General features: G+C 65.2%; 23 protein-coding genes. 11 read left to right on the forward strand and 12 right to left on the reverse strand.

Annotation, left to right across the window (positions count from 1 at the left end; genetic code table 11):
• The first annotated feature begins 67 nt into the window (after positions 1–67).
• From NNX37_RS13960 to NNX37_RS13975, 4 genes are read left to right on the forward strand one after another with little or no spacing between them, the layout of a single operon-like run.
• Entirely contained in the window at positions 68–613 is a 546-nt protein-coding gene (locus NNX37_RS13960) for a hypothetical protein (protein ID WP_255793325.1), read from the forward strand.
• A 19-nt stretch (positions 614–632) separates the two neighbouring features.
• The gene (locus NNX37_RS13965; RefSeq protein ID WP_255793326.1) at positions 633–1,388 is read left to right on the forward strand and encodes a signal peptidase I; all 756 of its coding nucleotides are present in this window, start codon (positions 633–635) and stop codon (positions 1,386–1,388) included.
• Complete coding sequence (locus NNX37_RS13970; RefSeq protein ID WP_255793327.1) at positions 1,388–2,338, forward strand: hypothetical protein; 951 nt, start codon at positions 1,388–1,390, stop codon at positions 2,336–2,338. Before NNX37_RS13965 ends, NNX37_RS13970 begins: the two co-directional genes overlap by 1 nt.
• A complete protein-coding gene (locus tag NNX37_RS13975; RefSeq protein ID WP_255793328.1) occupies positions 2,331–2,915 on the forward strand; it encodes a hypothetical protein in 585 nt (194 codons plus the stop codon). Before NNX37_RS13970 ends, NNX37_RS13975 begins: the two co-directional genes overlap by 8 nt.
• 8 nt (positions 2,916–2,923) lie before the next feature.
• Here the strand turns inward: NNX37_RS13975 and nhaA are convergent, their stop codons facing one another.
• The 4 genes from nhaA to NNX37_RS13995 form a co-directional block, all read right to left on the reverse strand.
• The gene (gene nhaA / locus NNX37_RS13980; RefSeq protein WP_255793329.1) at positions 2,924–4,291 is read right to left on the reverse strand and encodes a Na+/H+ antiporter NhaA; all 1,368 of its coding nucleotides are present in this window, start codon (positions 4,289–4,291) and stop codon (positions 2,924–2,926) included.
• 167 nt (positions 4,292–4,458) lie between these two features.
• The gene (locus NNX37_RS13985) at positions 4,459–4,680 is read right to left on the reverse strand and encodes an SCO4848 family membrane protein (protein ID WP_255793330.1); all 222 of its coding nucleotides are present in this window, start codon (positions 4,678–4,680) and stop codon (positions 4,459–4,461) included.
• Positions 4,681–4,683: 3 nt separating this feature from the next.
• A complete protein-coding gene (locus NNX37_RS13990; protein WP_255793331.1) occupies positions 4,684–5,187 on the reverse strand; it encodes a DUF2505 domain-containing protein in 504 nt (167 codons plus the stop codon).
• 131 nt (positions 5,188–5,318) lie between these two features.
• Positions 5,319–5,990 (reverse strand): hypothetical protein, encoded by a 672-nt coding sequence (locus tag NNX37_RS13995; RefSeq protein WP_255793332.1) that lies wholly within the window; start codon positions 5,988–5,990, stop codon positions 5,319–5,321.
• Positions 5,991–6,347: 357 nt separating this feature from the next.
• Here NNX37_RS13995 and NNX37_RS14000 point away from each other — a divergent pair, with 357 nt between their 5' ends.
• Together NNX37_RS14000 and mfd are read left to right on the forward strand one after the other, a co-directional pair.
• Positions 6,348–7,991 (forward strand): M28 family peptidase, encoded by a 1,644-nt coding sequence (locus NNX37_RS14000; protein WP_255793333.1) that lies wholly within the window; start codon positions 6,348–6,350, stop codon positions 7,989–7,991.
• Between the two features lie 207 nt (positions 7,992–8,198).
• Positions 8,199–11,798: a transcription-repair coupling factor gene (mfd, locus tag NNX37_RS14005; protein ID WP_255793334.1), complete on the forward strand. Its 3,600-nt coding sequence runs from the start codon at positions 8,199–8,201 to the stop codon at positions 11,796–11,798.
• A 2-nt stretch (positions 11,799–11,800) separates the two neighbouring features.
• Here the strand turns inward: mfd and NNX37_RS14010 are convergent, their stop codons facing one another.
• The 4 genes from NNX37_RS14010 to NNX37_RS14025 all read right to left on the reverse strand — a co-directional run bounded on the left by NNX37_RS14010 (position 11,801) and on the right by NNX37_RS14025 (position 13,342).
• A complete protein-coding gene (locus NNX37_RS14010; protein WP_255793335.1) occupies positions 11,801–11,938 on the reverse strand; it encodes a hypothetical protein in 138 nt (45 codons plus the stop codon).
• Positions 11,939–12,073: 135 nt separating this feature from the next.
• Entirely contained in the window at positions 12,074–12,325 is a 252-nt protein-coding gene (locus tag NNX37_RS14015; RefSeq protein WP_146363517.1) for a hypothetical protein, read from the reverse strand.
• A 39-nt stretch (positions 12,326–12,364) separates the two neighbouring features.
• Entirely contained in the window at positions 12,365–13,039 is a 675-nt protein-coding gene (gene deoC / locus NNX37_RS14020; RefSeq protein ID WP_255793336.1) for a deoxyribose-phosphate aldolase, read from the reverse strand.
• A gap of 159 nt (positions 13,040–13,198) precedes the next feature.
• Positions 13,199–13,342, reverse strand: coding sequence for a hypothetical protein (locus NNX37_RS14025; RefSeq protein WP_255793337.1), 144 nt, complete (start codon positions 13,340–13,342; stop codon positions 13,199–13,201).
• A gap of 218 nt (positions 13,343–13,560) precedes the next feature.
• On the opposite strand from NNX37_RS14025, the gene NNX37_RS14030 reads away from it, so the two are divergent.
• From NNX37_RS14030 to NNX37_RS14040, 3 genes are all read left to right on the forward strand, one after another.
• Complete coding sequence (locus NNX37_RS14030; RefSeq protein ID WP_255793338.1) at positions 13,561–14,589, forward strand: hypothetical protein; 1,029 nt, start codon at positions 13,561–13,563, stop codon at positions 14,587–14,589.
• 166 nt (positions 14,590–14,755) lie between these two features.
• Positions 14,756–15,208, forward strand: a complete 453-nt coding sequence (locus tag NNX37_RS14035; protein ID WP_255793339.1) for a DUF7793 family protein — start codon at positions 14,756–14,758, stop codon at positions 15,206–15,208.
• Positions 15,205–16,779, forward strand: coding sequence for a putative bifunctional diguanylate cyclase/phosphodiesterase (locus NNX37_RS14040; RefSeq protein ID WP_255793340.1), 1,575 nt, complete (start codon positions 15,205–15,207; stop codon positions 16,777–16,779). Before NNX37_RS14035 ends, NNX37_RS14040 begins: the two co-directional genes overlap by 4 nt.
• A gap of 23 nt (positions 16,780–16,802) precedes the next feature.
• Here NNX37_RS14040 and NNX37_RS14045 read toward each other — a convergent pair whose 3' ends face one another.
• From NNX37_RS14045 to NNX37_RS14055, 3 genes are read right to left on the reverse strand one after another with little or no spacing between them, the layout of a single operon-like run.
• Positions 16,803–17,360, reverse strand: coding sequence for a dihydrofolate reductase family protein (locus tag NNX37_RS14045; protein ID WP_255793341.1), 558 nt, complete (start codon positions 17,358–17,360; stop codon positions 16,803–16,805).
• An 18-nt stretch (positions 17,361–17,378) separates the two neighbouring features.
• Positions 17,379–19,142 (reverse strand): phospho-sugar mutase, encoded by a 1,764-nt coding sequence (locus NNX37_RS14050; RefSeq protein WP_255793342.1) that lies wholly within the window; start codon positions 19,140–19,142, stop codon positions 17,379–17,381.
• A gap of 51 nt (positions 19,143–19,193) precedes the next feature.
• Positions 19,194–19,994, reverse strand: coding sequence for a purine-nucleoside phosphorylase (locus tag NNX37_RS14055; protein WP_227924342.1), 801 nt, complete (start codon positions 19,992–19,994; stop codon positions 19,194–19,196).
• A 91-nt stretch (positions 19,995–20,085) separates the two neighbouring features.
• On the opposite strand from NNX37_RS14055, the gene NNX37_RS14060 reads away from it, so the two are divergent.
• Positions 20,086–21,492 (forward strand): NAD(P)H-quinone dehydrogenase, encoded by a 1,407-nt coding sequence (locus NNX37_RS14060; RefSeq protein ID WP_255793343.1) that lies wholly within the window; start codon positions 20,086–20,088, stop codon positions 21,490–21,492.
• Between the two features lie 178 nt (positions 21,493–21,670).
• Positions 21,671–23,101 carry an MFS transporter gene (locus NNX37_RS14065; RefSeq protein WP_255793344.1) on the forward strand — a complete coding sequence of 477 codons (1,431 nt, stop codon included), beginning with the start codon at positions 21,671–21,673 and terminating at the stop codon, positions 23,099–23,101.
• A 90-nt stretch (positions 23,102–23,191) separates the two neighbouring features.
• Here NNX37_RS14065 and NNX37_RS14070 read toward each other — a convergent pair whose 3' ends face one another.
• Positions 23,192–24,997 carry an acetyl/propionyl/methylcrotonyl-CoA carboxylase subunit alpha gene (locus NNX37_RS14070; RefSeq protein ID WP_255793345.1) on the reverse strand — a complete coding sequence of 602 codons (1,806 nt, stop codon included), beginning with the start codon at positions 24,995–24,997 and terminating at the stop codon, positions 23,192–23,194.
• Between the last annotated feature and the right edge of the window lie 1,036 nt (positions 24,998–26,033).

The following is a 26,033-nucleotide window of genomic DNA, read 5'->3' on the forward strand; positions in this document are numbered from 1 at the left end:
GTTCCAACCCCTGGCTGTGCGCGAAGCATAGGCTCCGCGCACAGCCTGTTCCCCCCGAAGGCGGATCATGAAGAGCACGCTGAAGGCAGCAGGCCTGATCCTCGCCGCCGTCGTGCTCGGTCTGATGACCGTTCAGGGAAGCTACGCATTATGGAATACCACGGCTCCCTCGAACGCCGGCACCATTCAGGCAGCTGACTTCAACATCCTGGTCAACGGGAGCCCGATGACACCCGGACCCCTCGCGGTCAACATGGGTGACGTGGCCAAGGGCCAGGCGAGATACCAGTCCATCACCGTTGAAAACGCAGTGAACGTCACCGACAGTTCTCCCCTTCGCCTCCAGGCAAGTCTGGTTGGACTGGGTCCGGTCAAAGATTTTGCCGGGTATTTGACGGTGACGGCAGCAGCGGTACCTATTTCAAGCGCCTGCGATCTCCTCTCCGCGAACCAGTACACCTCAGTTTCACCGGCACCCGTCCTCACCAAGGGCGCACCGCAGAAGATCTGCCTGAAGGCGGAACTCAACCCCAACACTCCCACCGCCTACCTGGGGCGGAACGTCGCCAGCACAATCACCCTCAACGTCGCGCAGACAGCGCCGGCTAAGTAACAGAGGATAGGAAGAAACCATGAGCGGTCGCAGGAACGCAGCAGCCTCAGCCAGCCCCCTGGGCTTCCTTGCTGCCGGCCTGAGCTACCTCGCCCTCTGCCTCGCGGCGCTGGCTGCCCTCGCGCTCGTGGTTGTCCCGATGCTCTCCGGCTCGCAGACCTACAGCGTCCTGACCAGCTCCATGGCCCCCAAGTACGCGCCGGGCACCTTCCTGGTGGTCAAGCCCGTGCCGTTCGAAGAACTCCGGGTAGGCGACATCATCACCTACCAGATCGAGTCCGGCAGTGCCGCCGTGATCACCCACCGCATCACCGCCATCAGCGCGGCGCAGAGCGGCGAACTCGAGTTCATTACCAAGGGTGACAACAACGACGTCGAAGACGAGCTGCCCGTTCGCGAGCTCCAAGTACGCGGCAAGCTCCTCTATGCGGTGCCGTTTGTCGGCTTCGCCGCCAACGCGCTCGGCAACTCGGACCGCGGCGCGGCTGCCCAGTGGGGCGCCGTCGCCCTCATGGGTTACGGTGTCATCTCCCTGGTGCGAGGTGCACTGGCAAAGCGCCGCGGGGAAAACTCCGAGGGAACACCCGGTAACGGACCCGAAGACGGAGACAACGACAGCGACGGGGACAACGCAGGCGGCGCAGCAGATGCCGGGCTCCCGGACTCCAATGATCCCTTGGAATATGACGATCCCATCCTCACCGACTGTGACTGCAGCACTCCCGTGCGCCGGCACAGCCACTCCATGAAGTACCTGACGCCCGCGGGCGTCTGATGAAAAGACCGACGAAGCTACCCCGGCGGCTGGGCGGAGCAACCGCCGTCCTCATGCTGGCTGGCACCGTAACACTCGCGGGCGCTCCCGGCGCCTGGGCCTCCGGGGATTACCTCGAGTTCAGCCGGGACGGCAAGAGCTACGCGCCCGCCATCTCGGGTCCGGTGTTCAGCGAATCCGCGAGGTATATTCCCGGAGGCGGCCAGACCGCCACGGTGTGGATCCGCAACAACTCAAACGAACCTGCCCGGCTGAGTTCAGCTGTGCGAATGGTTCGATCCGATCCCGAGCTGAACGGGTATCTGGGCCTGGCGGCCTCCGGCACATCCCGGCCTGCAGAGCGGGTTGTTCTGGGGCCGCAGGGTACGTGCCGGGACATGCCGGCTAGCTGGGACCTCGGCAGCGGCCAGGATATTGAGCTGACGCTCGTGGCGGACATGTCCGTTGACGCCCCCAATGCAACGCAGAACCGTGACGCCGAGTTCGATCTGGTCTTCTATCTTGAGTCAACGGAAGCCGGCCTGGCGCCCCGTTCCGCCTGCGATGCTCTTGACGGCGGGACAGACAACAGCGGTGGCGGGACTGGAAACGGGGCGGGCAACGGACAGTCCCCGTCCGGAGTGCGGGAAGGCGGAGCGGCTGCTGGAAGCGCTTCGCAGCCGGCCTCTGCCCCCGCGGCCGGTTCGCTGGTTGCCGTGCCCGGCAGCGGGACAACAACCGCGGGCCCGCTGGCAGTTCCTGCCGGAGCGATATCGCAGAATCCCGCAGCCCGGGGTCCGCAGGGCACGGAGACGCAGGACCGGGAAGAGGCGCCCCGGATCCTGGATGCCCGGGTGCAGAGCACGGTCGAACCCGTTATCCGGTCGCTGTCCGGTACGCTCCTGATAGCAATGTCGGTAGCGTTCACCGCGGCCGTGGTTCTTCGGGTCTGGAGTAGAAGATATGTGTGACAAGCAGTTGGGGGCTGCTCCCGAGGCGGAAACTGAACCGGTGAAGGGTCCGGGTTGGTTCGCCCGTCTGCGCGCCCAGCCGGGTTTCAAGACTGCTGCTGTGGCGTTCGTATTGACGGTGATCCTAGGCGTGGGCGGACCTGCCGCATATGCCTATTGGAGCGACTCGACAAGTGTGTCGATCTCCGGCAAGACCGTTCGGCCACCGCTTCCAACCCTGCAGGGTGATGTCAGATGCGGCTGGAACGGCTCACGCGTTGTTATATCGCAGCCGACACCTGTATCTGCCCTGCCCGGCGGGGCGTCTGTGGTCATGCGGATCAGCGATCCGAAGGGCACAACGTACTACACGGTCAGCCCGCGCGAATACGTGCGCCTCATCGATGTTCCAGGCCTGGAAGATCGCTTGCGGTGGGGTAATTCCCTCAGTATCTCGTACGCAACGGCATACCTGAACGGAAATGCTGCACCCAATATAGGGCTCGTCCAGGAAACCGATCTTCTCGACTTCAAGTCCCTCGCCTGGACTAAAGAGGCCAGCGCATACTATCGCGCATCGTTCTTCTGCGAGCGATGATTGGCAGTCTAGCGCCCCTCGCCGTCCTGGTACACGTCCGGAATGCCGTCCTGGTCATCGTCACGGCGGTCCTCCGCCTCGATGAGCCGGTAGCGCCGGTTCCGGGCGGTCAGCAGGGCTGAGGCCAGCAGTGCAGCGAAGACGGAGGCAACGAGGATGCCCACCTTGGCGTCGTCGTTGTGCAGGGTTCCGACGTCGAAGCTCAGGTCGTTGACGAGAAGGGACACGGTGAAACCGATTCCCGCAAGGATACCGATACCGGTCAGGTCCACCCACCGGACATCGGCATCGAGCTTGGCGCGCGTGCCGGCGGTGACGGCCCAGGTGGTGAGCAGGATGCCGATGGGCTTGCCGACCACCAGGCCGAGGATAATGCCGATGGCAACCGGATCCTTGACCACCGCGCCCAGCCCGCTCCAGCCGCCGAGGGCGACGCCGGCGGAAAAGAAGGCGAACACGGGGACCGCAAAGCCGGTGGAGACAGGCCGGAAGCGGTGCTCGAAGATTTCCGAGAGGCCGGGAGCTTCCGGGTTGGCCGGCAGTTTCTGCCGGTCCGGTCCGCGGCGCAGCACCGGAACAGCGAAGCCCAGCAGGACCCCGGCCACAGTGGCGTGAACGCCGGAGGCATGCATCAGAGCCCAGGTGGCGACGCCGAGCGGCAGCAGGATCACCCAGGCGGGCCAGCTGCGGGCGCCGAAGAAGCGCGGGACGCGCTGGACCAGCAGGGTGAAGGCGGCCAGCGGCAGCAGCATCCACAGCAGGTAGGCCGGGTGCACGTCTTCGGTGTAGAAGAAGGCAATGATGGCGATGGCAATCAGGTCATCCACCACGGCCAGGGTCAGCAGGAAGATCCGCAGCGCGCTGGGCAGGTGGGAACTGATGACGGCCAGGACAGCCAGCGCGAAGGCAATGTCGGTGGCCGTGGGAATGGCCCAGCCGCGCAGGCCGTCGGACCCGGCAGCCAGATTCACGGCTACGTAGACCAGGGCGGGAACAATAACACCGCCCACGGCGGCTGCAACGGGAACAATGGCCTGCCTCAGGTCCCGCAGGTCCCCGGCAATGAACTCCTTCTTCAGCTCAAGGCCAACCAGGAAGAAGAAGATAGCCAGCAGCCCGTCCGCGGCCCACGTACCGATGCTCAGCTTGAGGTGCCACGGCTCGTAGCCGATTTCAAAGTCGCGCACAGCGAAGTAGGTGTCGGCAGCCGGGGAATTCGCCCAGATCAGTGCGGCGACGGTGGCGATGAGCAGCAAAATCCCGCCCACGGTTTCCTTGCGGAGAATCTCGCCGATGCGAAGTGTTTCGCCGTAGCTGCGCCTGCCAAGGATGGTGCGTGCACCGTGCGGCTGAGGGGAGGAGGGCTCAGAGGCCATGAAAGATTTCCTAACGAGTTCGGGTACGGCAAAGTTACTGCCGACCAGACTTCCCGGCGCACCGTCTACCAGTCTAGTCATATTGCGGAGGCGGTGTGTGGTGAAAGGCGAGGCACGCAGCAAAACGCCCCGGAAGGAAACCTTCCGGGGCGTTCTGGAGGAGAAATTCAACCGATCAGACCGCGGGCACCGATGACGAGGGTGGCCAGGCCGAAGATGATCGCCGTGCTGATCTTCATCAGGTTCAGGGTCATGTACCGGGTGGGTGCACCTTTGGCGTCCCGGGACCGCGGGGACTTCAGCACGTCCCGCAGATAGGACGGCCAGATCAGGATGGACCAGAGACCGGCAATAACCAGGACGAGTGCCAGGGGAGTGGAGAGGACCATGGGTTAGCTCTGCCGGCTTTCGATCCACTTGCCGGCCTGGCCGGCCTGGATGGTCAGTGCCTTGCCGATCATGGGTTCGGCGGCCTTCGCGATCTTGTCGCCGAGGAACGGAATGGAGGAGGCCACCTTGCCATCGACGTCGACGCGGGTGCCCTCGGGGGTGTTGACCAGGCGCTGCACGGCGTTGACCTTCAGCGGTACCCCGCCTACGGACAGTTCCACCTTGGCTTCCCGTGATCCGTCGGCGGCAGGGGCGGCCCACTGCTCCTTCTGGGTGACGGTCAGGGTGGCACCGACGAACTTCTTGGCCATGTCCGGCAGGCGGTCGGTCGGCATGGTCCGCACCGCGGTGAGCACAAATGCCCCGGCAGTGTCACCGTCCACGGAAGCGGACACCAGGGAACCGCCGACGTGCTCGCTCATGCTGCGCAGGAACCCCTCGTTGGCGAACGTGTCGGTCACGGTGCGTACGTCGTAGGGCAGGATGGTGGATGCGTTCAGGGCCATAGGTCCTCCGTAAGGTGGGCGTGATGCCGGAATCCCGCGGGCTTGCAACCCCGCGGCCGGCCAACCCTCATCCTAAACTGCCCCCGCAGCTGCCCTGAAACTCCGCGCCGGGGGCCGGGGGGCGGACGGGGCTACGGCACCAGGTTGATGCAGCCCACCGGCTGCCCGGCAGCCCCGCCCTGTCCTGCATCGAGGACGAGGAGGGACTCGGCGTCGTCGTCCGGCAGCGTCCACTGCACCGTGGTGCTCGCGGAGGCATTGCCGGCGGCGTCCGTGGTGAAGTCCAGGACGAGCCCGCCCTGGCTGGTTTGGTACTCTGCGCCGGCATCCGCCGGATCCGCGCCGCAGTCGTCCGTGTGCAGCCGGGCGCTGTACGTCGTATTGGCTGCGAAGCTCTGCGCCTGCAGCCGGACGGTAGTGTCGGCGTCGGTCTCCTCGACGGTGACGATGGCGACGGATTCGTCCGGGATCAGGGCCGCGTTGTAGGTGGTCGCGACGGCGTCATCGCAGTAGGGGCCGAACGTCCCCTCAATGATGCCGCCCGGCGTCGGGGAAGCGGTGAACTTTCCGCACCGGTCGGAGTTGGCGGTGGTCCCCGGGATGCCGGCAGCCTGGCAGTTCTCTTCACCCGGGCCGTCGGGGGAAACGGTGGCGCAGGACGCGTCGCCGGAAGTGGAGGCAGTCCGCGAAGGACTAACGGGGGAGTCGTTGTAGCCGTCGCCTTCGGGGTTGCCGGCGCATCCCGCGAACGTGAGCGCAAGTACCGCGAATCCGGTCATCCAAAGGGGCGCGTTGCGTGCCATGGGGCACTCCTTACCTCGACAGGGACGTGCGGCCCGGTTCTGCCCGTGCCTTTCCAGCGTGGCAGGGGGGCCGGTGAAAAACCAGATATCCGGTGCCGCTTCCAGACGCCGGGCTGCACCTGGGCAAAAACCCCCGAGGATATGCGCCCCAACGGCAAATCAACAGGGGGAAGGCTGATCCTGCCCGCTATCGGTACTGAATAGGGTCCGGGCGCCGCACTGCCCTTACTCCGGCCCGGTGCGTCGCGTACGTTCTGCGGCACGGTACCGCCGTCGTGCGATGGGACGCGGCACCGGACCATCACCGGCACTTACGGGGGACTCACACCTAGGGGAACGATGAACAGGAACAGAACTTTGCGTACGACGGCGCTCGCAGCAGCGGTCTTCCTGGCCGCGGCAGGGCAGGCGCCGGCAGCGGCGACAGGCAACGAAGCTGCGGGCGGACAAGAGGAGATCAGCGGCACGGCATCAGGGAACGGGTATCCCGGGAAGGGGCATCCGGGAAAGGGGCATCCGGGAAAGGGGCACGGAAAGCCCGATGCCAGCGAGATACTGCGGCAGAAGGTGACCCTCAAGAATGTGATGCGGCATCTGGACGGACTGCAGCGGGCCGCGGATGCCAACGGCGGAAACCGCGCGTCCGGAACTCCCGGCTACGAGGCCTCCGGCCGCTACATCGAGAAGCAGCTGCGCCGTGCCGGGTACAAGCCGGTGCGTCAGCCGTTCTCCTATGATCAGTTTGAACTGACTTCGGAGGCGCTGGAGCAGGTGTCCCCGGACGCACGGACATTAGTGGCGGGGACGGATTTCAGCACCATGTCCTACTCCGGGCCCGGGGACGTCACGGCGGCCGTGACACCGGTGGATATCAACCTCCTCGGGGACCGGGCGTCCACCAGCGGCTGTGAACCGGAGGACTTCGCTGGCTTCACCGCCGGCAACATCGCACTGCTGCAGCGGGGCGTATGCAGTTTCGAGATCAAGGTAGATAACGCAGCCGCCGCCGGCGCAGCGGCCGCCGTCGTCTTCAACCAGGGCAACGAGGTACCCGACGACGACCGCACCGGTCTAGTGAGCGGCACGCTTGGCACCGAGTTGTCGGCCATTCCCGCCGTGACCGCGACGTTTGCCCTGGGTGAGGAACTGGCTGGAACGCCGGGGGCCGTCCTGCACCTTTCCGTTGAATCCGGGGTACGCACCACTGAGTCCTTCAATATCCTCGCGGACACAAGGAGCGGTGACCCGAACCGCACCGTGGTGGTGGGTGCGCACATGGATTCGGTGCCGGAGGGGCCCGGCATCAACGACAACGGCAGCGGCTCGGCGGCCACCCTGGAGACCGCCATCCAACTGGCCAAGACCAAGACAAAGGGCGGCCTGGAAAACCGGGTTCGGTTCGCGTTCTGGGGCGGGGAGGAAGACGGGCTGGTGGGCTCGAACCACTACGTCGCGCAACTGGGTGAAGCCGGGGTGGCCGGAACCCTGCTGAACCTGAACTTCGACATGGTGGGATCCCCGAACTTCGCCCGGTTCATTTACGACGGCGACGGCAGCATGCTCCCACCGGGCGAAGAATCCTCCATACCCGCCGGATCCGATGTCATTGAGCACGTCTTCGAGGAGTACTTCGCTTCCCAGGGCCTGACCACGGCACCCACCCCGTTCGACGGCCGTTCCGACTACGGCGGGTTCATCGCCGAGGGGATAGACATCCCGGCCGGCGGGCTGTTCACGGGTGCCGAAGGCCTGAAGACGCCGGAGGAAGCCGCGCTGTTCGGCGGAACTGCGGGTGCTGCGTACGACGCCTGCTATCACGCCGAGTGCGACGACATTAAGAACATCAACCGCAGGGTGCTGGACCAGATGTCCGACGCCGTGGCCCACTCCGTGATTACCTTCGCCCTGATGGAGAAGGACCTGCGCGGGAACGAAACACAGTCCCGGCAGCTGACGGTCCCGGCTGACAACACCTACCGCGGCCATCAGCTGCTGAAGTAGGGGCGGAGCAGGACCGCCGCGTACCACCTGTAAACGCCCGGCGCGAAGCGGGAGGCCCCTCAACGGCCTCCCGCTTTTGCGTGCTTTCCGCTCTCAGCGGGAGCAGCAGATCACTGGCTCCGCAGCAGGTAATGTGGAAGAAAACCCCGGGGTTCCGTTTGTGGACTTCGGGTATTTGCGTTGCCGTCATGAAGGAGAAAACACCCCATGAGCCTGAACGGACTGCGTGCCGCCCTCGCTGAGGACCCCTCGTACGCAAGGGTGCGGACCCTTTCCTCCCGGCCCGTAGCAGGCCGCAGCGAAGACCTGCAGATCGGCGCACCGCAGGGCATGCGCGCCGCCCTGCTCGCGGAAGTCGTGGACGGGCTGGCGGCGGCCGGAACCGGTGACGGGATCCCGCCGGTGGTGCTGGCCGTGACGGCAACCGGACGCGAGGCCGAGGACCTGGCCGCAGCCCTGCGCAGCTACTTGCCGCTGGCCGGCATCGAGGAGTTCCCCAGCTGGGAGACGCTGCCGCACGAGCGGCTGTCCCCGCGCTCGGATACCGTGGGCCGGCGCCTGTCGGTGCTCCGCCGGCTGTCACACCCGGAGACGGCTCCGGTGCAGATTGTGGTTGCCCCCGTGCGGGCCGTGCTCCAGCCGCTGGTTGCGGGACTGGGCGAACTGAAACCGGTCGCCCTGAAGGTTGGCCAGGAGCAGCCCTTCGACTCCGTGGTGTCCGCACTGTCCGATGCCGCCTATGCGCGGGTGGACATGGTCTCCCACCGCGGCGAATTCGCGGTGCGCGGCGGCATCCTGGACGTTTTCCCGCCCACCGAGGATCACCCCATCCGCATCGACTTCTTCGGCGACGAGGTGGATTCCATGCGCTGGTTCGCGGTCGCTGACCAGCGGACCCTCACCGGGGAGCACATCACCCACCCCTCCGAGCTGTACGCCCCGCCGTGCCGGGAAATCCTGATTACGCCGTCGGTCATGAGCCGCGCGGCGAAACTTCGGGGCCAGATGCCGGCCGCCTCCGACATGCTGGAGAAAATCGCCGGCGGGATCGCCGTGGAAGGCATGGAGTCCCTTGCCCCGGTCCTGGTGGACTCCATGGTCCCGCTGATGGGCGAGCTGCCCCGCGGATCCATTGCCGTGGTGATCGAGCCCGAAAAGGTCCGGGCCCGCGCACACGACCTGGCTGCCACCAACGAGGAATTCCTCGCGGCTGCATGGGCCACGGCGTCCGACGGCGGTGCCGCACCTCTGGATCTTTCCGCCGGGCTGGCCTCGGACCTGGACGCCGCAAGCTTCCGTTCCCTGGCAGACACGCGCACTGCAGCGCAGGCCAATGACGTGGGCTGGTGGTCCATCACCTCCTTCAATCCCGACGACGAAACCGTCCTGGACATCGACACCCTGACCATTAATGCCCGCGAACCGCGCGGCTACCGCGGCGACGTCGCGGAAATGATGGACTTCATCGGCGGCCGTGTCCGTGACGCCTGGCGCGTGGTGGTGGTGACAGAGGGGCCGGGCCCGGCCTCCCGCCTCGCCGAACTCTTCAAGGAGAACGACATCCCCGCTGCCCTGGTGGATTCCGTGGACGAGGAACCGCGCCCCGGCGTCATCTCCATCACCACGGCCAGCGCCGGCCGCGGATACGTCTTCGACACCCTCAAGACCGGGCTGCTGACCGAAGCGGACCTGCTGGGCCGCGCCAGTGCCTACTCCACCCGCGACATGCGCAGGATGCCCTCGAAGCGGCGTAACGCCGTCGACCCGCTGCAGCTGCAGGAGGGCGACTTCGTGGTGCACGAGCAGCACGGCGTGGGCAAGTTCATCGAGCTGATCCAACGGGCCACCGGAGCCGGCACCAACAAGACCGTGCGTGAGTACATGGTGCTCGAATACGCAGCTTCCAAACGGGGTGCACCCGGGGACCGGCTCTTCATTCCCACCGACCAGCTGGACCAGATCACCCGCTATGTGGGCGGTGAGACCCCCGTCCTGTCCAAGATGGGCGGCTCCGACTGGGCCAAGACCAAGAGCCGGGCGCGCAAGGCCGTCAAGGAGATCGCAGGGGAGCTGATCCGGCTCTACTCCGCACGGATGGCCTCCAAGGGCCACGCCTTCGGCCCGGACACCCCGTGGCAGCGCGAACTCGAGGAAGCGTTCCCCTACATCGAAACCCCGGACCAGCTGACCACCATCAACGAGGTCAAGGCGGACATGGAGCGCGAAGTTCCCATGGACCGGCTGGTCTCCGGCGACGTGGGCTACGGCAAGACGGAGATTGCGGTCCGGGCAGCGTTCAAGGCCGTGCAGGACGGCAAACAGGTCGCCGTGCTGGTGCCCACCACCCTGCTGGCCCAGCAGCATATGGAGACCTTCGCCGAGCGGTTCTCCGGCTTCCCGGTCCGGGTGGACTCGCTGTCCCGGTTCCAGACCTCCAAGCAGGCCAAGGAGACCATGGAAGGCGTCAGGACCGGCGCCGTGGACGTAGTCATCGGTACCCACCGCATCCTGTCACAGGAAGTCCGGTTCAAGGATCTTGGCCTGGTGATCGTGGACGAGGAGCAGCGCTTCGGCGTCGAACACAAGGAAGCGCTGAAAAAGATGCGCACCAACGTGGACGTGCTGGCCATGAGCGCAACCCCGATTCCGCGCACCCTGGAAATGTCCCTGACCGGTATCCGCGAGACCTCCACGCTGGCCACCCCGCCGGAGGAACGGCACCCGGTGCTCACCTATGTGGGCCCGTACACGGACAAGCAGGCCTCCGCCGCCATCCGCCGCGAGCTGATGCGGGAGGGCCAGGTGTTCTTTGTCCACAACCGGGTCTCCTCGATTGACCGGACCGCCGCGCACCTGCGGGAGCTGGTCCCGGAGGCACGCATCGCCGTCGCCCACGGCCAGATGAGCGAATCCAAGCTCGAGCAGATCATCGTGGACTTCTGGGAAAAGCGTTTCGACGTGCTGGTCTGCACCACGATCATTGAAACCGGCCTGGATATCTCCAACGCCAACACCCTGATCGTGGACCGGGCGGACCACTTCGGCCTCTCCCAGCTCCACCAGCTGCGCGGCCGGGTGGGCCGCGGCCGGGAGCGGGCCTACGCCTACTTCCTGTACCCGTCGGAAAAGCCGCTGGGCGAGGTGGCCCTGGAGCGGCTGAAGGCCGTGGCCACGCACAACGAACTGGGTGCCGGAATGCAGCTGGCCATGAAGGACCTCGAGATCCGAGGCGCCGGCAACCTGCTGGGCGGGGAGCAGTCAGGCCACATTGCCGGCGTCGGTTTTGACCTGTACATCCGGCTGGTAGGCGAAGCCGTGGCCGACTACCGCGGCGAGGCCGAGGAAAAAGCAGCGGAGATGAAGATCGAGCTGCCGGTCAACGCGCATCTGCCGCACGACTACGTGCCGGGGGAGAGGCTACGGCTGGAGGCCTACCGCAAGCTGGCCTCCGCGCTGACCAACGAGGCGATCGACGAAGTCCTGGCCGAACTGGTGGACCGCTACGGCGAGCCGCCGCAGGAAGTAAAGAACCTGATCGACGTGGCCCGCTTCCGGGTGGATGCGCGCGCCGCCGGGCTGACCGACATCGCGCTGCAGGGCAACTTTATTAAGTTTGCGCCGGCGGACCTGCCCGAATCGCGCACCATGCGGCTGCAGCGGATGTACCCGGGTGCGATGGTGAAGCCGGCGCTGAACGCCGTGCTGGTGCCCAAGCCGAAAACCGCTCGAATCGGCGGGCGGGATTTGGTGGACGCCGAGATCCTCGCCTGGGCCAAGCAGGTGCTCGACGCCGTGTTCAAGGAGTAGGGCTAGCCCGCCACAGCGATAACGAAGACAGCGGCGGCGGCCACTACGCAGGAGGCGAGTACCGAGTACCCGATGAGGACAATGCGCTGCTGCCGGGCGCGGTCCCGGCGCCACTCCCTGCGGGTCATGGTCGTAGTCATACCCGTAAATCTAGGGACGGCGGGCCGGGGCGGCCTAGAGTAGGACACACCTGCCTGCCCGCGGTGACTACTCAGTTAAACAGCGACGCACCCCGGCGTGAAGGCCGGGGTGCGTCGCTGTTTTAGGTAAGGGATTTACTCGTTGTGCGAGTAGCCCTTGGCCAGTTCCGTGGTGGTGTCGGAACGGCCGATGCTGAACGCTACGAGGTACATGCCGGTGGCGGCGACCAGCAGGATGGCCATTGGCCAGACGTTGTCCAGCGTCAGCCAGTTCACCGCGTAAATGGCGCCGAGGAAAATGGCGAACATCACGGCAAAGATGAGGATGTTGCTGACCAGGTGGCCCTCGCCTGAGTGTGAAGGCTGCTTTGACCGTGTTCCAACCATGAAGTTCTCCGTTTCAAAAAGTGTCAGTAGCTATGCCGGTCAGTAGTCCGACGTGGCTTTGCTTCCATTAACAATAGCGATTCCGGAGCTTGCTCCGATACGCGTGGCCCCGGCGTCGATCATTGCCTGCGCATCTTCGAGCGAGCGGACACCGCCGGAAGCCTTGACTCCCAGGTCAGGGCCAACGGTGCGGCGCATTAGCGCGACGTCTTCGGCCGTGGCTCCGCCGCCGTTGAAACCGGTGGAGGTCTTGACGAAGTCGGCGCCGGCCTCGACGGAGGCTTCGCAGGCCAGCACCTTCTGCTCATCGTTGAGCAGGGAAGTTTCAATGATGACCTTGAGGATCCCGCCGGCAGCGTGCACGGCGTCGGCTACGGCGGCGATGTCGCGGACCAGGGCTGCGCGGTCTCCGCGCCGGGCTGCGGCGATGTCGATGACCATGTCGATCTCATCGGCGCCGTCCTGAAGTGCACCCTGGGCTTCGAAGACCTTCACCTCGGTGGTGGTGGCACCCAGCGGGAAGCCGATGACCGAGCAGGTGAGGACTCCGCTGCCCTTCAGCGCGTTGCGGACCGTGCCGACCCAGAGCGGGTTTACACAGACGGATTTGAACTGGTACTCAGCGGCTTCGGAGCAGACCCGGAGGATGTCGTCGCGGCTGGCCTCGGGTTTGAGGAGCGTGTGATCAATGTACGAGGCAATGGGTGTAGACATGGGATCTATCTTGCCATAGGGGAGTGTCAGCGCGTGGCTGAGATCACGCTTGCCGGGTGTGGTGGCGTAGGCCCGGGCGTGGCCGGGATTGCCCCCGGAAAAACAAAGGCCCGGATGCTCCGCGTTCAGCGGTTCAGCCGGGCCTTCGTGTGGCCGCTATTACGTGTGCGGCCAGTTGCCGTAAAGCTGAACCATGCCGCTGGCCTGCTGTGCAGGCTGGGCTGCGGACGCGGAAGCCGGCGCTGCGACGCCCGCTCCGGCGATCACAGCGGCAAGCATCATTGCTGCACCGAGTCTCTTCATTGTTGCTCCCTCAATATGTGGATAATCACGACATCTGAAGCATACCTATACAGTGAGTCTCAAAAACGCTGGAACTATAACTATTGAGCAAAAGCTGAGGACTTTTTGATCGGTGCTGATTTTCCCGGCTCATGGCCACGTAGACTTTGGTGGTCCGCTGGCCTTGCACTTCAATCGGTCAATCCGAGCGGATTCTAATAAAGAAGAGGTACCGGGCTATGACCAGCAATACAGTCTTTATGCTGAACGAATATCGGGCGAGACAAGCGAAAGCCCAGCGTAACTTTGCTGCGGCCATCGAGCACTCCATGGCCGCAGCCGATGCGGCAACTCGAGTAAATGACAGCAGGGGTTTCTGTCGAATGACCTTTAACACCGCAGAACTCCAGCTTGAACTGGGCCGGATTGAGGGCTGTATTGCGACTTGCAGAAACCTTCTTGCTACCGAGGCAATCAAGGACTATCCCGATTATGAGTCCCGCGCGAGGGTGCTGATAACGCACGCACTGCAGGACAAAGGAGAGACCGGAGGCGCGCTCGCGGCCGCGCGGGAAGCCGCCGATTTGGCGCAGCAGAGGCTACCTTCAGAAACGCGGTTTAACATTCAACATGTGTTGATTGCAGCTCTCGCGGAAGAAGGTGATACCGAGACCGCGTGGGCGGAAGCGCTCATCCTCGCGGACATGCTGAGTGCTGACGCGACTCCGCGGGTGAAGGGTATGACTCACTGGGCCATAGGCAATGTGGGCTTTATGTCAGGCCGGATTGAAGAAGGGCTGAAACACCATCGGCTGGCGGCTGACAGTCTGGGACTGGCTAATGATGTGCGGACTTGGGCGCTATTCAACAAAGCGTCTGTCAATATGCGCCTAGTTGCCGGTCTGGTGGATGCCGAGACCAAAGACTGCCTGGAACGCGCTGAGGTGGCTTCTGACGTTGCCGGCGTTACGGAAATGGACCGCATCGAAATAGTGATCACGCGGGCATGGTGGGAACTTGAGTCCGGTAATGCCGCAGCGGCGGAAGGGTTACTGTGGTCAGTCGAAAAACGGGCTGCGACGTCCTATCCCGTTCTCCAGGGGCGTACGTTGCTTTTGTTGGCGCGGTGCCTCTGCACGCTGGAGAGGAAAGCGGAGGCCTTGCAATGTGCACTACAGAGTGAACGGATTTTTGCGGAGGTTGGCGCGGCGGTGCTTGCGTCTGAATCCCGGACGATTATTGACACCATTGAACTGATCGTCCCATAATCGCGGTTCACAACATAAAGTTTCAGCGTCGAAACTCGATATTAAAGCACTGAAGGTGCACAATACAGGCGGGGGTAGCCGATTCGATGCGGTCAGTCCCAAGCGCACCGGTACGGTAAGGCATATCCGCTGCATTGAGGTCCTGCGCGGCGACTTGGGGGAAGCTATGGCAACACACATCACCGCGCACCACAGCCGCAACAGATCGCACGACAGCGCCTCCGGACATGCGGGCACGAGTGACGGCGTGCAGCAGCAGTCCTCCGCGGAAACACAGGTGAGCCTGTCCGAACAGGGGCACCTGGTGCTGGTGCTGCCTCCCGGGGAAGTGGTAACGAGTTCCATGGCTGCCGAGGCTGACGCGAAGATCGACAGATTGGCTACCGCGCGGAAACTTCCGCTCCTGCTCACCCTCACGGGAGTCGAATCCGTCTCCCGCAGCGCACGGGATGTTTTCGGTGCCGCACGTTCCCTGTCAGCCGTCGCCGTCGTCGGCGTCTCCCCGGTAGACCGGGTGATCGCCACCTTCCTGCTCGGAGGTGAGGTACAGCCATGCCCTACCCGGTACTTCACGTGTGAAAGCGACGCCCTCGAATGGTTGTCGAGGTACACCGAGTGACTCTAAGGCCGGAAAACATCGGGGCCTCCTCGGAGGACCCGCGTCTCAGCAGTATCATTGAGGGCATTGTCAGCATTGCGGCAGGAAACCTTACCGCACGGATTCCGACCTCCCCGGCCCGGGACCAAGTGGACGCCGTAAGTACAGGCATCAACCTGCTGGCCGAAGAGCTGGACGATATCTACCGTGACCTCGAGCTGCGGGTGCAGAGCCGCACCCTGGAACTCCAGAAAGCCCATACGCAGATGCAGCGCATGGCACTGTCGGATCCGCTCACCGGGCTCGGTAACCGGACAGCGTTAATGCAGCAGGTGGAGCTGGCCCTCGCGGAGTGGTCCGGGGGTGCATCCGCGCCGGCCGTGCTGATGATTGACTTGGACGGATTCAAGGACATCAATGACAGCTTCGGCCATGGCGCCGGCGACCTAGTGCTGCAGGAAGTGGCCGCCCGCCTTCTCGCTTCCGTCCCGGAGAACAGCGTCGTAGCGAGGCTCGGTGGCGACGAGTTCGCCGTGCTGCTCCCCGCCGCCGGCCGGCTCCCGGCCCGGGCGGCCGCGGAGACGATCCAGTCCGCCTTGAGTGCCCGGACCGTTGTGGAAGAACTGGATGTCTGGCCGCGGGCCAGCATCGGGATCCATGTGGCCGAAGGACCGCAGGCCGCGGAGGATCTGCTGCTCTGCGCCGACACAGCCATGTATGAAGCGAAGGAAGAAGGCCTGGGCCTGGTCCGGTCCTTCGAACCGGTGATGCTGTTTGCGCGGCAACTGCGACACCAGATGGCCTCGGAGCTGCGTCACGCCGCGGAACGGAACGAGTTCCAGTTGGTGTACCAACCCGTTGTTGATCTGGTCACGGGGCAGATGCAGGGTGTGGAGGTTCTCCTGCGCTGGGAACATCCGACCCAGGGACTGGTCATGCCGGATACCTTCATTCCGTTAGCTGAAGAGAGCGGCGCCATTACGGAGATCGGCCGCTGGGTACTGCGGTCCGCTCTGGAGCAACTGGCCGACTGGCGCTCGGAAGGTCTGGACCGTGAGGGGTTTCATGTCCGGGTGAATGTGTCCCCGTCCGAGCTGCAGAGCATGGATCTGGTGGACTACGTACGCACCATCCTGCGCGAAACCGGTGCCGCGCCGAGGGATCTGGTCCTGGAAATCACCGAGAGTGCCTTTGTCGGCAGCGGAGATGTGGAGACCTACTCCATGAGAGCGCTGAAGGCCCTTGGTGTCCGCCTGGAAATCGACGATTTCGGTACCGGTTATTCCTCCATCAGCTACCTGCGCCGGCTGCCCGTGGACACCGTCAAGGTGGACCGGGCACTCATCGCGGACATCGGCCGGGACAAAGGACAGTTGGAGTTCGTCGACGCGGTCCACCGCCTAATCCAGGCCGCCGGAATGGAAGCGGTCTTCGAGGGGATCGAAACCCCGGAGCAGGCTGAACTTTTGCAGGACATGGGCTGCTGCAGCGGCCAGGGCTACTACTTCAGCCGGCCGCTCTCAGCCGAGCAGGTGGGAACGCTCCTGGCGAGCGGAAACCGCCTGCCCCTGGCCACTGAGCTGCTGGCGTAACCTGACCCCCCCGGACGGGAAGATCAGTTCAGGACCCGGTAGTGCAGGAACACGACGCCATTGGCGAAGCGTTTCTCATCCAGCAGCTCCAAACCCAGCCGGAGTCCGTCCGGCAGGAACCGCTTCCCGCCGCCGATGATCACGGGGGAGAGCAGCTGCTGCAGCTCGTCGACCAGTCCCGCCTTCAGTGCCTGGCCGGCGAGGTTCGCGCCGCCCACTGACACGTCGTCGTCGGACGCCTCCACAAGCGCCCGCACGGCGGCGGGATCGAACGTCCGCTCGAGCCGCGTGCGCGGGGCGGAGACCTCGGGGAGCGAACGGGAAAACACCACCTTGTCCGCCGCCTGCCAGATCCGTGCATATTCCTGGGTGGCCGGCGGCTCGCCTTCGGGCGGCAACGAGTCCCAGTACGACATCACCTCGTACAGCTGCCGCCCGATCAGATGCGTGCCTACGTTGCGCTCGAGCCCGTTGACGAAGAGATGCACGTCTTCATCGGGCATGCTCCAGTCAAAGGACCCGGCCTCATCCGCAACGTAGCCGTCCAGGGAAGTGATGCTTGTGTAGATCAGCCGTCCCATGCCGGCCTCCTGACCTGGTTAGAGTCCCAGGGCCGTCCGCACATCCGCCAGCACTGCATCCAGCGTGGCGCGGGCGTTTGCACGCGCAGCCGGGAGATCGGCGGCCGAGCCGACGGGTTCAATCACTTCGAGGTAGCACTTGAGCTTCGGTTCGGTTCCGCTGGGACGGATGATGACCCGGGTGTTGTCCTCGGTAATGTACCGCAGTCCGTCCGTGGGCGGCAGGCCGCCTGCACCTTCCGAAAGGTCGACGGCGGTTGCCACCGGTGAGCCTGCGAACGAGGCGGGTGGGAACTCGCGGAGCCGCTGCATCATCTCCGTGCGCAGTCCAAGGTTCTGGACGCGGATGGAGAGCTGGTCGCTCTGGTGCAGGCCGTGCTGCAGGGCGAGCTCATCGAGTTCGTCAAAGAGGGTGCGCCCGGCAGCCTTCAAAGAGGCCGCGAGCTCGGCCAGAAGCACGCCGGCGGAGATTCCGTCCTTGTCCCGGACCAGTCCCGGGGCCACGCAGTAGCCAAGGGCCTCTTCATAGCCGAAGGTCAGCTTCGGCACACGGGAGATCCACTTGAAACCGGTCAGGGTTTCCTGGTGCTCAAATCCTGCAGCCTCGGCAATGCGGGCCAGCAGCCGGGAGGACACGATCGAGTTGGCGAAGACGACGCCGGAACGCGTCTTCTCGCCGCGTACCTTCCACCGGCCGGCGGCGATCCGGCCGGCAATGTGGCGGCCCAGCAGGGCACCCACTTCGTCACCGCGCAGCATGCGCCAAACACCAGTGGCGGGATCCTTGGCGGCGACAGCGGCGCGGTCGGCGTCGGGATCGTTGGCCAGGACGAGGTCCGCATCGCGTTCGGCGGCAAGCTTCAGGGCCAGGTCCAGCGCTCCGGGTTCCTCCGGATTGGGGAAGGCAACAGTGGGGAAGTCCGGGTCCGGCAGGGCCTGCTCGGGAACCAGGGTCACCGACGTGAAACCGGCTCCGCGAAGCACTGCGGACATGGTTTCGCCGCCGACGCCGTGCATGGGCGTGAGGACGATGTCCAGGTCCCGTGCCGGGTAGCCTTCACGGTGCGCGAGGTCGTCCACGGCGCCGATGTAGTCGGCGATCAGGGATTCGGAAACCTCCGTGTAGCCATCCGGTGCCAGCTCAATGGAGTCCAGCGGAACGGTGTAATCAATCCGCGCGGCGATTTCGGCGTCGTACGGCGTGACGATCTGTGCGCCGCGGCCCGGACCCTTGACGGTACGGCCGCCCAGGTAGACCTTGTAGCCGTTGTCCGCGGCCGGGTTGTGGCTGGCCGTGACCATCACGCCCGCGTCCGTGTCCAAAGCGCGCACCGCGTAGGCGAGCAGCGGCGTCGGAAGCGTGCACGGCAGGAGGAAGGTCTCGATGCCGGCCGCACCGAACACGGCGGCCGTTTCCAAGGCAAAGTCCTTCGACTTGTACCGGGCGTCGTACCCGATGACGGCGCTGGGGGTCCAGCTGTCGCCGGCAGTGTCCTGCAGGAAGGAGGCAATGCCGGCGGCGGTGCGGCGCACCACCACTCGGTTCATCCGGTTGGGGCCGGCGCCCAGCTCCGCACGCAGCCCCGCGGTTCCGAACTCGAGCGTGCCGGCAAACCGGTCCGCCAGCTCCTGGGCCGCCGCGGCTGCCCCGGCGTCCGTACCGTCCGCGATGGTGCGCAGAAGGGTACGGAGCTGGAGCACGGTGTCAGGGTCGGGGTCGCTGTCCGCCCATTCCTGCGCGGCGGCGGTGAGTTCTTCGAGTTCAGCGGGAATCAGAGTCATGTGGATACCTAATGTTGCTGGTGCGGATAGCTGAGCGGCGGCGGAAGCGAGCTAGATCTTGTTGATGATCTCGGCAAGCAGCTTGGAGATGCGCGGTCCGGCGGCCTGTCCCGCTTCGAGGACCTCGCCGTGGCTCAGTGCCACCGGGCTGATGCCGGCGGCGAGGTTGGTGACCAGGGAGATGCCGAAGACCTCCATGCCGGCGTGGCGCGCGGCAATGGCTTCCAGTGCCGTGGACATGCCCACCAGATCGGCGCCGATGGTCTTGGCGTAGCGGACCTCGGCCGGGGTTTCGTAGTGCGGACCGGTGAACTGGGCGTAAACGCCTTCGTCAAGGGTGGGGTCCACGCTGCGGGCAACGTCGCGCAGGCGCGACGAGTAAAGGTCCGTCAGGTCCACGAACGTGGCGCCTTCGAGCGGGGAGGTTGCGGTGAGGTTCAGGTGGTCGCTGATGAGCACCGGGGTGCCGGGCTGCCAGTCGGGGTTCAACCCGCCGCAGCCGTTGGTGAGGACCATGACCTTGGCGCCGGCAGCCGCTGCGGTGCGGACGCCGTGGACGACGGCGCGTACGCCCTTGCCCTCGTAGTAGTGAGTGCGTGCACCCAGGACGAGGGCGCGCTTGCCGTCGGTGGTGAGGACGGAGCGGATGGTGCCCACGTGCCCCTGCACGGACGGGGCGGAGAAGCCCGGGATGTCGGAGGCGGAGAGGGTGGCGGTGGTCTCGCCGATCAGTTCAGCGGCTTCACCCCAGCCGCTTCCGAGGACCAGGGCAATGTCGTGGGAGGGTACGCCGGTGTGCTCTGCAATGTAGTCGGCGGCCTGCTGGGCAAGTTCAAATGGGTCGTTAGTCACTTAACAAACTTACAGCCTGCAGGGAGCGCCGGAGTCCGCGGCGGAGGCCGCCGTTTGAGCGCTGTGACGGGATGGGACAGAATAGAGCCTTGTGACCACCCAACTAGATTTCACTGCCCGGAAACTTGCGATTCTCGGAGGGGGCCCCGGCGGCTATGAGGCTGCCCTCGTGGCCGCGTCCCTCGGTGCGGACGTAACCATCGTTGAGCGGCAGGGGCTGGGCGGCTCTGCAGTGCTCACCGACGTCGTTCCCTCCAAAACGCTCATCGCCACCGCCGATGTGATGACCCGGATGAACGCTGCCCGCAACCTCGGTGTGGAATTCGGAGACATCGCGTCCCCGGTCTTCGCGGACCTGAAGGTGGTCAACCACCGTCTGCTGGCCCTGGCCAAGGAACAGTCCAACGACATCCGCAGCACCCTGGAGCGAGTGGGCGTCAAGGTGAAGATCGGCGACGGCCGCCTGCTGGACAACTCCACCATCGAGGTCACCGCCGCGGACGGCACCGTGGAAACGGTCAAGGCCGAGGCGCTGCTGATTGCGACCGGCGCGAACCCCCGTGAGCTGGACACCTCCGTGCCGGACGGTGAACGGATCTTCACCTGGAAGCAGATCTACAACCTCACCGAGGTTCCCGAGCACCTGATCGTCATCGGTTCCGGTGTCACCGGCGCCGAATTCGCGTCCGCCTACAACGGCCTCGGCACCAAGGTCACGCTGATCTCCAGCCGCGACCGGGTGCTGCCGGGCGAAGACGCAGACGCCGCCGTCGTGCTGGAGGACGTCTTCCAGGCCCGTGGCATGACCGTGCTCAGCAGGTCCCGTGCCGACTCCGTGAAGAACACCGGTGACGGCGTGCTCGTGACGCTTTCGGATGGACGCACGGTGGAGGGCAGCCACTGCCTCGTGGCCGTGGGCGCCATTCCGAACACCGCCGGCATCGGCCTGGAAGAAGCCGGCGTGCAGCTGGACGAGCGCGGCCAGATCCGGGTCGACGGCGTCTCCCGCACCACGGCGGACAACGTCTACGCCGCGGGCGACTGCACCGGCGTCTTCAACCTGGCGTCCGTGGCCGCCATGCAGGGCCGCATCGCGGTGGCGCACCTGATGGGTGACGGTGTGAAGCCGCTGAAGCTCAAGACCGTAGCCTCGAACATCTTCACTTCCCCGGAGATTGCCTCCGTGGGCGTCAGCGAGGCCGACGTTGCCGAGGGCCGCTACCAGGGCGATGTCATCAAGCTGTCCCTGCACACCAATGCCCGGGCCAAGATGATGGACGTCAAGGAAGGCTTTGTGAAGATCATTGCCCGCAAGGGCTCCGGCAGCGTGATCGGCGGCGTTGTGGTGGGTCCGCGTGCCTCGGAGCTGATCTTCCCGATTGCCATCGCCGTCACCCAGAAGCTGCACGTGGATGACCTGGCCAGCACCTTCGCCGTGTACCCGTCCCTCACCGGCTCTATTTCCGAAGCCGCCCGGCGGCTGCACGTTCACCTGTAGGGAACTGCTCTTTCCCTTCCCGCGTCCGCGGCGGATTATCCGTCCGCGGGCGCGGGATTTTTTATGCCCGGATTTCGGCGGCGTGAACCATTTGTCCGGTATATGGACACAAATCTCAAATAACGGACGGATGCTCCTACGATATGGATACTTCATTTCCTCTTGCGAAAGAGTTCCAATGTCTACTAAGAATCCCTCCGCGGCATCCACGCCGGCGCCGGTGCCGGCCAAGGCCAATTCCAAGAGCCGTGTGATTGTTGCCAGCCTCGTCGGAACCTCCATCGAGTTCTATGACTTCTACGTCTACGCAACGGCTGCGGTCCTCGTCTTCCCCCGGCTGTTCTTCCCGAACGCCGAGGGGGTCACGGCCCTGCTGAGCTCGTTCGCCGTGTTTGGGGTGGCTTTCATTGCCCGGCCGCTGGGCTCCATCGTCTTCGGGCACTTCGGTGACAAGGTGGGCCGCAAGGGAACCCTGGTGGCATCGCTGCTGACCATGGGGATCGCGACGTTCCTGATCGGCTGCCTGCCCACCGCCCTGACACCGGGCTGGACCATCCTTGGTCCGGCGCTGCTGGTGGTCCTGCGGTTCGCCCAGGGCCTGGCCCTCGGCGGGGAATGGTCCGGGGCCGCATTGCTGGCCACGGAGAACGCACCGGCCAACAAGCGCGCCGTGTGGGGAACGTTCCCGCAGCTGGGCGCTCCGATCGGCTTCATCCTGGCCAACGGTCTGTTCCTGCTGCTGAGCTTCCAGCTGGACGCCGAGCAGTTCGATTCCTGGGGCTGGCGCGTGCCGTTCCTGGCCAGTGCCGTCATGGTCATCATCGGCCTGTACGTGCGGTTGAAACTGGTTGAGACGCCGGCATTCCAGAAGGTTGTCGACTCCGGCGAGGTCAGCAAGCTGCCGCTGAGCCGCGCCTTCAAGTACAGCTGGCGCCAGATGATTGCCGGCACGTTCATCATGCTGGCCACGTACGTGCTGTTCTACCTGATGACCACCTTCACCCTGTCCTACGGCACCGCCGCCAAGTCCGAGGACGCAGCCCGCGCCGCCGCAGAGAAGGCCGGGAAGACTTTCGACCCCGAAACATTCACCGCCGGCCTGGGTTATGCGCGTAACGACTTCCTGATCATGCTGATCATCGGCGTGGTGTTCTTCGGTATCTTCACGCTGGTCGCCGGGCCGCTGGCGGAGAAGCACGGCCGCCGCAAGACGCTGCTGGTGGTCACCGCCGGGATCTTCCTCTTCGGTTTCACTTTCTCACCGCTGCTCGGCGGCGGAACCGTGGGCGTCATGGCGCTGCTGATCATCGGCTTCACCCTGATGGGACTGACCTTCGGGCCGATGGGCGCGATGCTGCCGGAACTCTTCCCGACGAACGTGCGCTACACCGGGTCGGCCATCGCCTACAACTTCTCCTCGATCCTGGGCGCTGCGGTGGCACCGTTCATAGCCGTCGCCCTGTGGCAGGCGGCGGACGGCAGTCCGTGGCTGGTGGGCATCTACCTGTCCTCGATGGCGGTGCTGACGCTGATCGCGCTGTTCGTCACCAAGGACACCAAGGACGTCGACTACGAGAACAACTCCAGTGAGGCCGTGAAAGTCCTCTAACCGGTAACAACACAGCAGGCCCGGTTCCCTCTGCGGGAACCGGGCCTGCTGTTTTTTGCGGTGCTGCTGTTGCCCGGGGTCCGTCCGGGATCAGTCCAGGATCGAAGCGATGACGGCGCCGGCGGAGACCGTTGCCCCGGGAAGGGCCCCCAGGCCGGTGATGGTGCCGGACTTGTGCGCGGTCAGCGGCTGTTCCATCTTCATGGCTTCCAGTACCACGACGAGATCGCCTTCGCGGACCACTGCTCCGTCCTCGACGGCCACCTTAACGATGGTTCCCTGCATGGGGGAAGTGAGGTCATCGCCCGCAGCTGCAGCAGAGGCACCGCCGCGGGAGCGCTTGCGCGCCTTGCCGTTGCTGCGCGCGCCGTTGGAGGTGCCGGCACCGGGGCCGCCCAGGCCGGACGGAAGCACAACCTCAAGCCGCTTGCCGCCTACTTCAACGGTGACGCGCCGGCGCTCGTCGTCGTCGTCGCCCGTACCCGGTTCACCGCTCCAAGCCGGAATGGTGTTCACGAACCCGGTCTCGATCCAGCGGGTGTGCACGCCGAAGCTCTCCTCGCCGGTGAAGGCGGGGTCAGCAGTCACGGCGCGGTGGAAGGGCAGTACTGTCGGCATGCCGACGACGTCGATCTCGGCCAGGGCGCGCCGTGCCCGCTGCAGCGCCTCGCGGCGGGTGGCACCGGTGACAATCAGCTTGGCGAGCATGGAATCGAAGTTTCCGCCCACGGTTTCGCCGGCTTCGATGCCGGAGTCCACGCGGACACCGGGGCCGGTGGGCAGCTTGAATTCCGAGACGGTGCCGGGGGCGGGCATGAAATTGCGGCCCGGGTCTTCACCGTTGATGCGGAATTCGAAGGAGTGGCCGCGTACTTCCGGATCGCCGTAGCCCAGTGCTTCGCCGCGGGCGATGCGGAACTGTTCGCGGACCAGGTCCAGGCCGGTGACCTCCTCGGAAACCGGGTGCTCCACCTGGAGGCGCGTGTTGACCTCGAGGAAGGAAATGGTGCCGTCCGTGCCGACCAGGAATTCGCAGGTTCCGGCGCCCTGGTAGCCGGCCTCCTTCAGGATGGCCTTCGACGCCGCGTACAGGCTGGCGTTCTGCTCTTCGGAGAGGAAGGGGGCGGGGGCTTCCTCGACCAGCTTCTGGTTGCGGCGCTGCAGGGAGCAGTCGCGGGTGGAGACGACGACGACGTTGCCGTAGGCGTCCGCCAGGCACTGGGTTTCCACGTGGCGGGGTGCATCCAGGAAGCGTTCGATGAAGCACTCGCCGCGGCCGAAGGCAGCCGTGGCCTCGCGGACGGCGGAGTCGAACATCTCGGGGATCTCGTCGCGGGTGCGGGCAACCTTGATGCCGCGGCCGCCGCCGCCGAAAGCTGCCTTGATGGCCAGCGGGAGGCCGTGCCGGTCCGCGAAGTCCAGGACGTCCTGGGCGGACTCAACCGGATCCGGGGTGCCGGGAACCAGCGGTGCACCGACCTTGGCGGCGATGTGGCGGGCCTGGACCTTGTCGCCGAGTGAGGAAATGGCGCTGGGGGAGGGGCCGATCCAGGTCAGGCCGGCGTCGATGACGCGCTGGGCGAATTCGGCGTTCTCGGAGAGGAAGCCGTAACCGGGGTGGATGGCGTCGGCGCCCGAGCGGGCGGCGGCGTCGAGGATCTTGCCCATGTCCAGGTAGGACTCGGCGGCGGTGCTGCCGCCCAGGGCGTAGGCCTCGTCGGCGAGGCGGACGTGCAGGGCGTCGCGGTCGGGATCGGCGTACACCGCAACGGCGGCAATTCCTTCATCGCGGGCGGCGCGGATGACGCGGACCGCAATCTCGCCGCGGTTGGCAATGAGGATCTTGGTGAGTGCCTTGGCGGGGGTCGCTTCGGGCGCGGGGATGTTCTGGCTCATTGGTGCACTGGCTCCTTTTGATCTGTTCGGAGCCTAGCGCGGTTTTGTGGTCTCGGGCCATAATGCGTGCTGTTTCTGCGTGGGAACCGGCGGATCGTTGTGGGGATTCTACAAAGCCGGGCGGTTCCCTGGGGGTGTGGTCGGTCCGCGTCACATCCGGGACCAGTGCCAGTACCCGGGGGGACTGCTCCTCCCGGATCGACTGCCAGGAGACATTTATGTGCCTGCGGCCCATACCCCTGGAACCAGCTCCCGGGGGACCGGGTGTAATGGCCGCATGAGACACCCTGCTCCGCTGCCTGTAATCCTCCGCCAGCGTCTCCGAAACAGAACTGTCGGACTTTCCCTATGCCTGTGGAAAACGCCTCGGAGCGATTCGGAGACCTCTGTAATAGAGCGATGCCGAAGCCTCAACCTTTGCCGGAGCCATTCACCGCACCCTTTGCGTTTCCACAAGCCACTGACGCCGGGATAAGTGCTTCCCGACTCCGTGCCTCGGACCTTTGGATTCCCAGCAGAGGCGTGCGGGTTCCCAAGACGGCAACGTTTGATCTCGCGGCCGCATGCCGTCCGTACCTGGAGCTGCTTCCGGACGCGGTCATAACCCACGGCACCGCAGCCCGGCTGCATGGGCTCGCGCTTCCGCGCAGGGTTGCCGAGGAGCCACTGCTCCACTTGAGCCGGTCCCCGGAGTTCGGACCGCCGCGGCGGCGCCATGTCTGCGGGCATCGCCTGGTATTGGCCCGGAACGAGGTTACGCAGGTCAACGGCCTTAGCGTCACAACCATCGCCCGCACATGGCTGGACCTTGCAGGGATGTTATCGCTCGAGGAGCTGGTGATTATGGGGGACCAAATAGTGAGTGAACATCAGCGCACCTTCGGGGCGCCGCGCCGGCCTCTGGTCCCTTTAAAAGAGCTGCGGGACTTGGTCGAACACCGATCCGGCGCGCCAAAGGTCCGGCGCAGCCGTGAGGCGCTGAATCTTGTCCGGGTTGGGGTGGATTCTCCTTCTGAGACCCGGCTGCGGCTGATGC

The organism is Arthrobacter zhaoxinii, from assembly GCF_024385505.1.
Classification (GTDB): Bacteria; Actinomycetota; Actinomycetes; order Actinomycetales; family Micrococcaceae; genus Arthrobacter_B; species Arthrobacter_B zhaoxinii.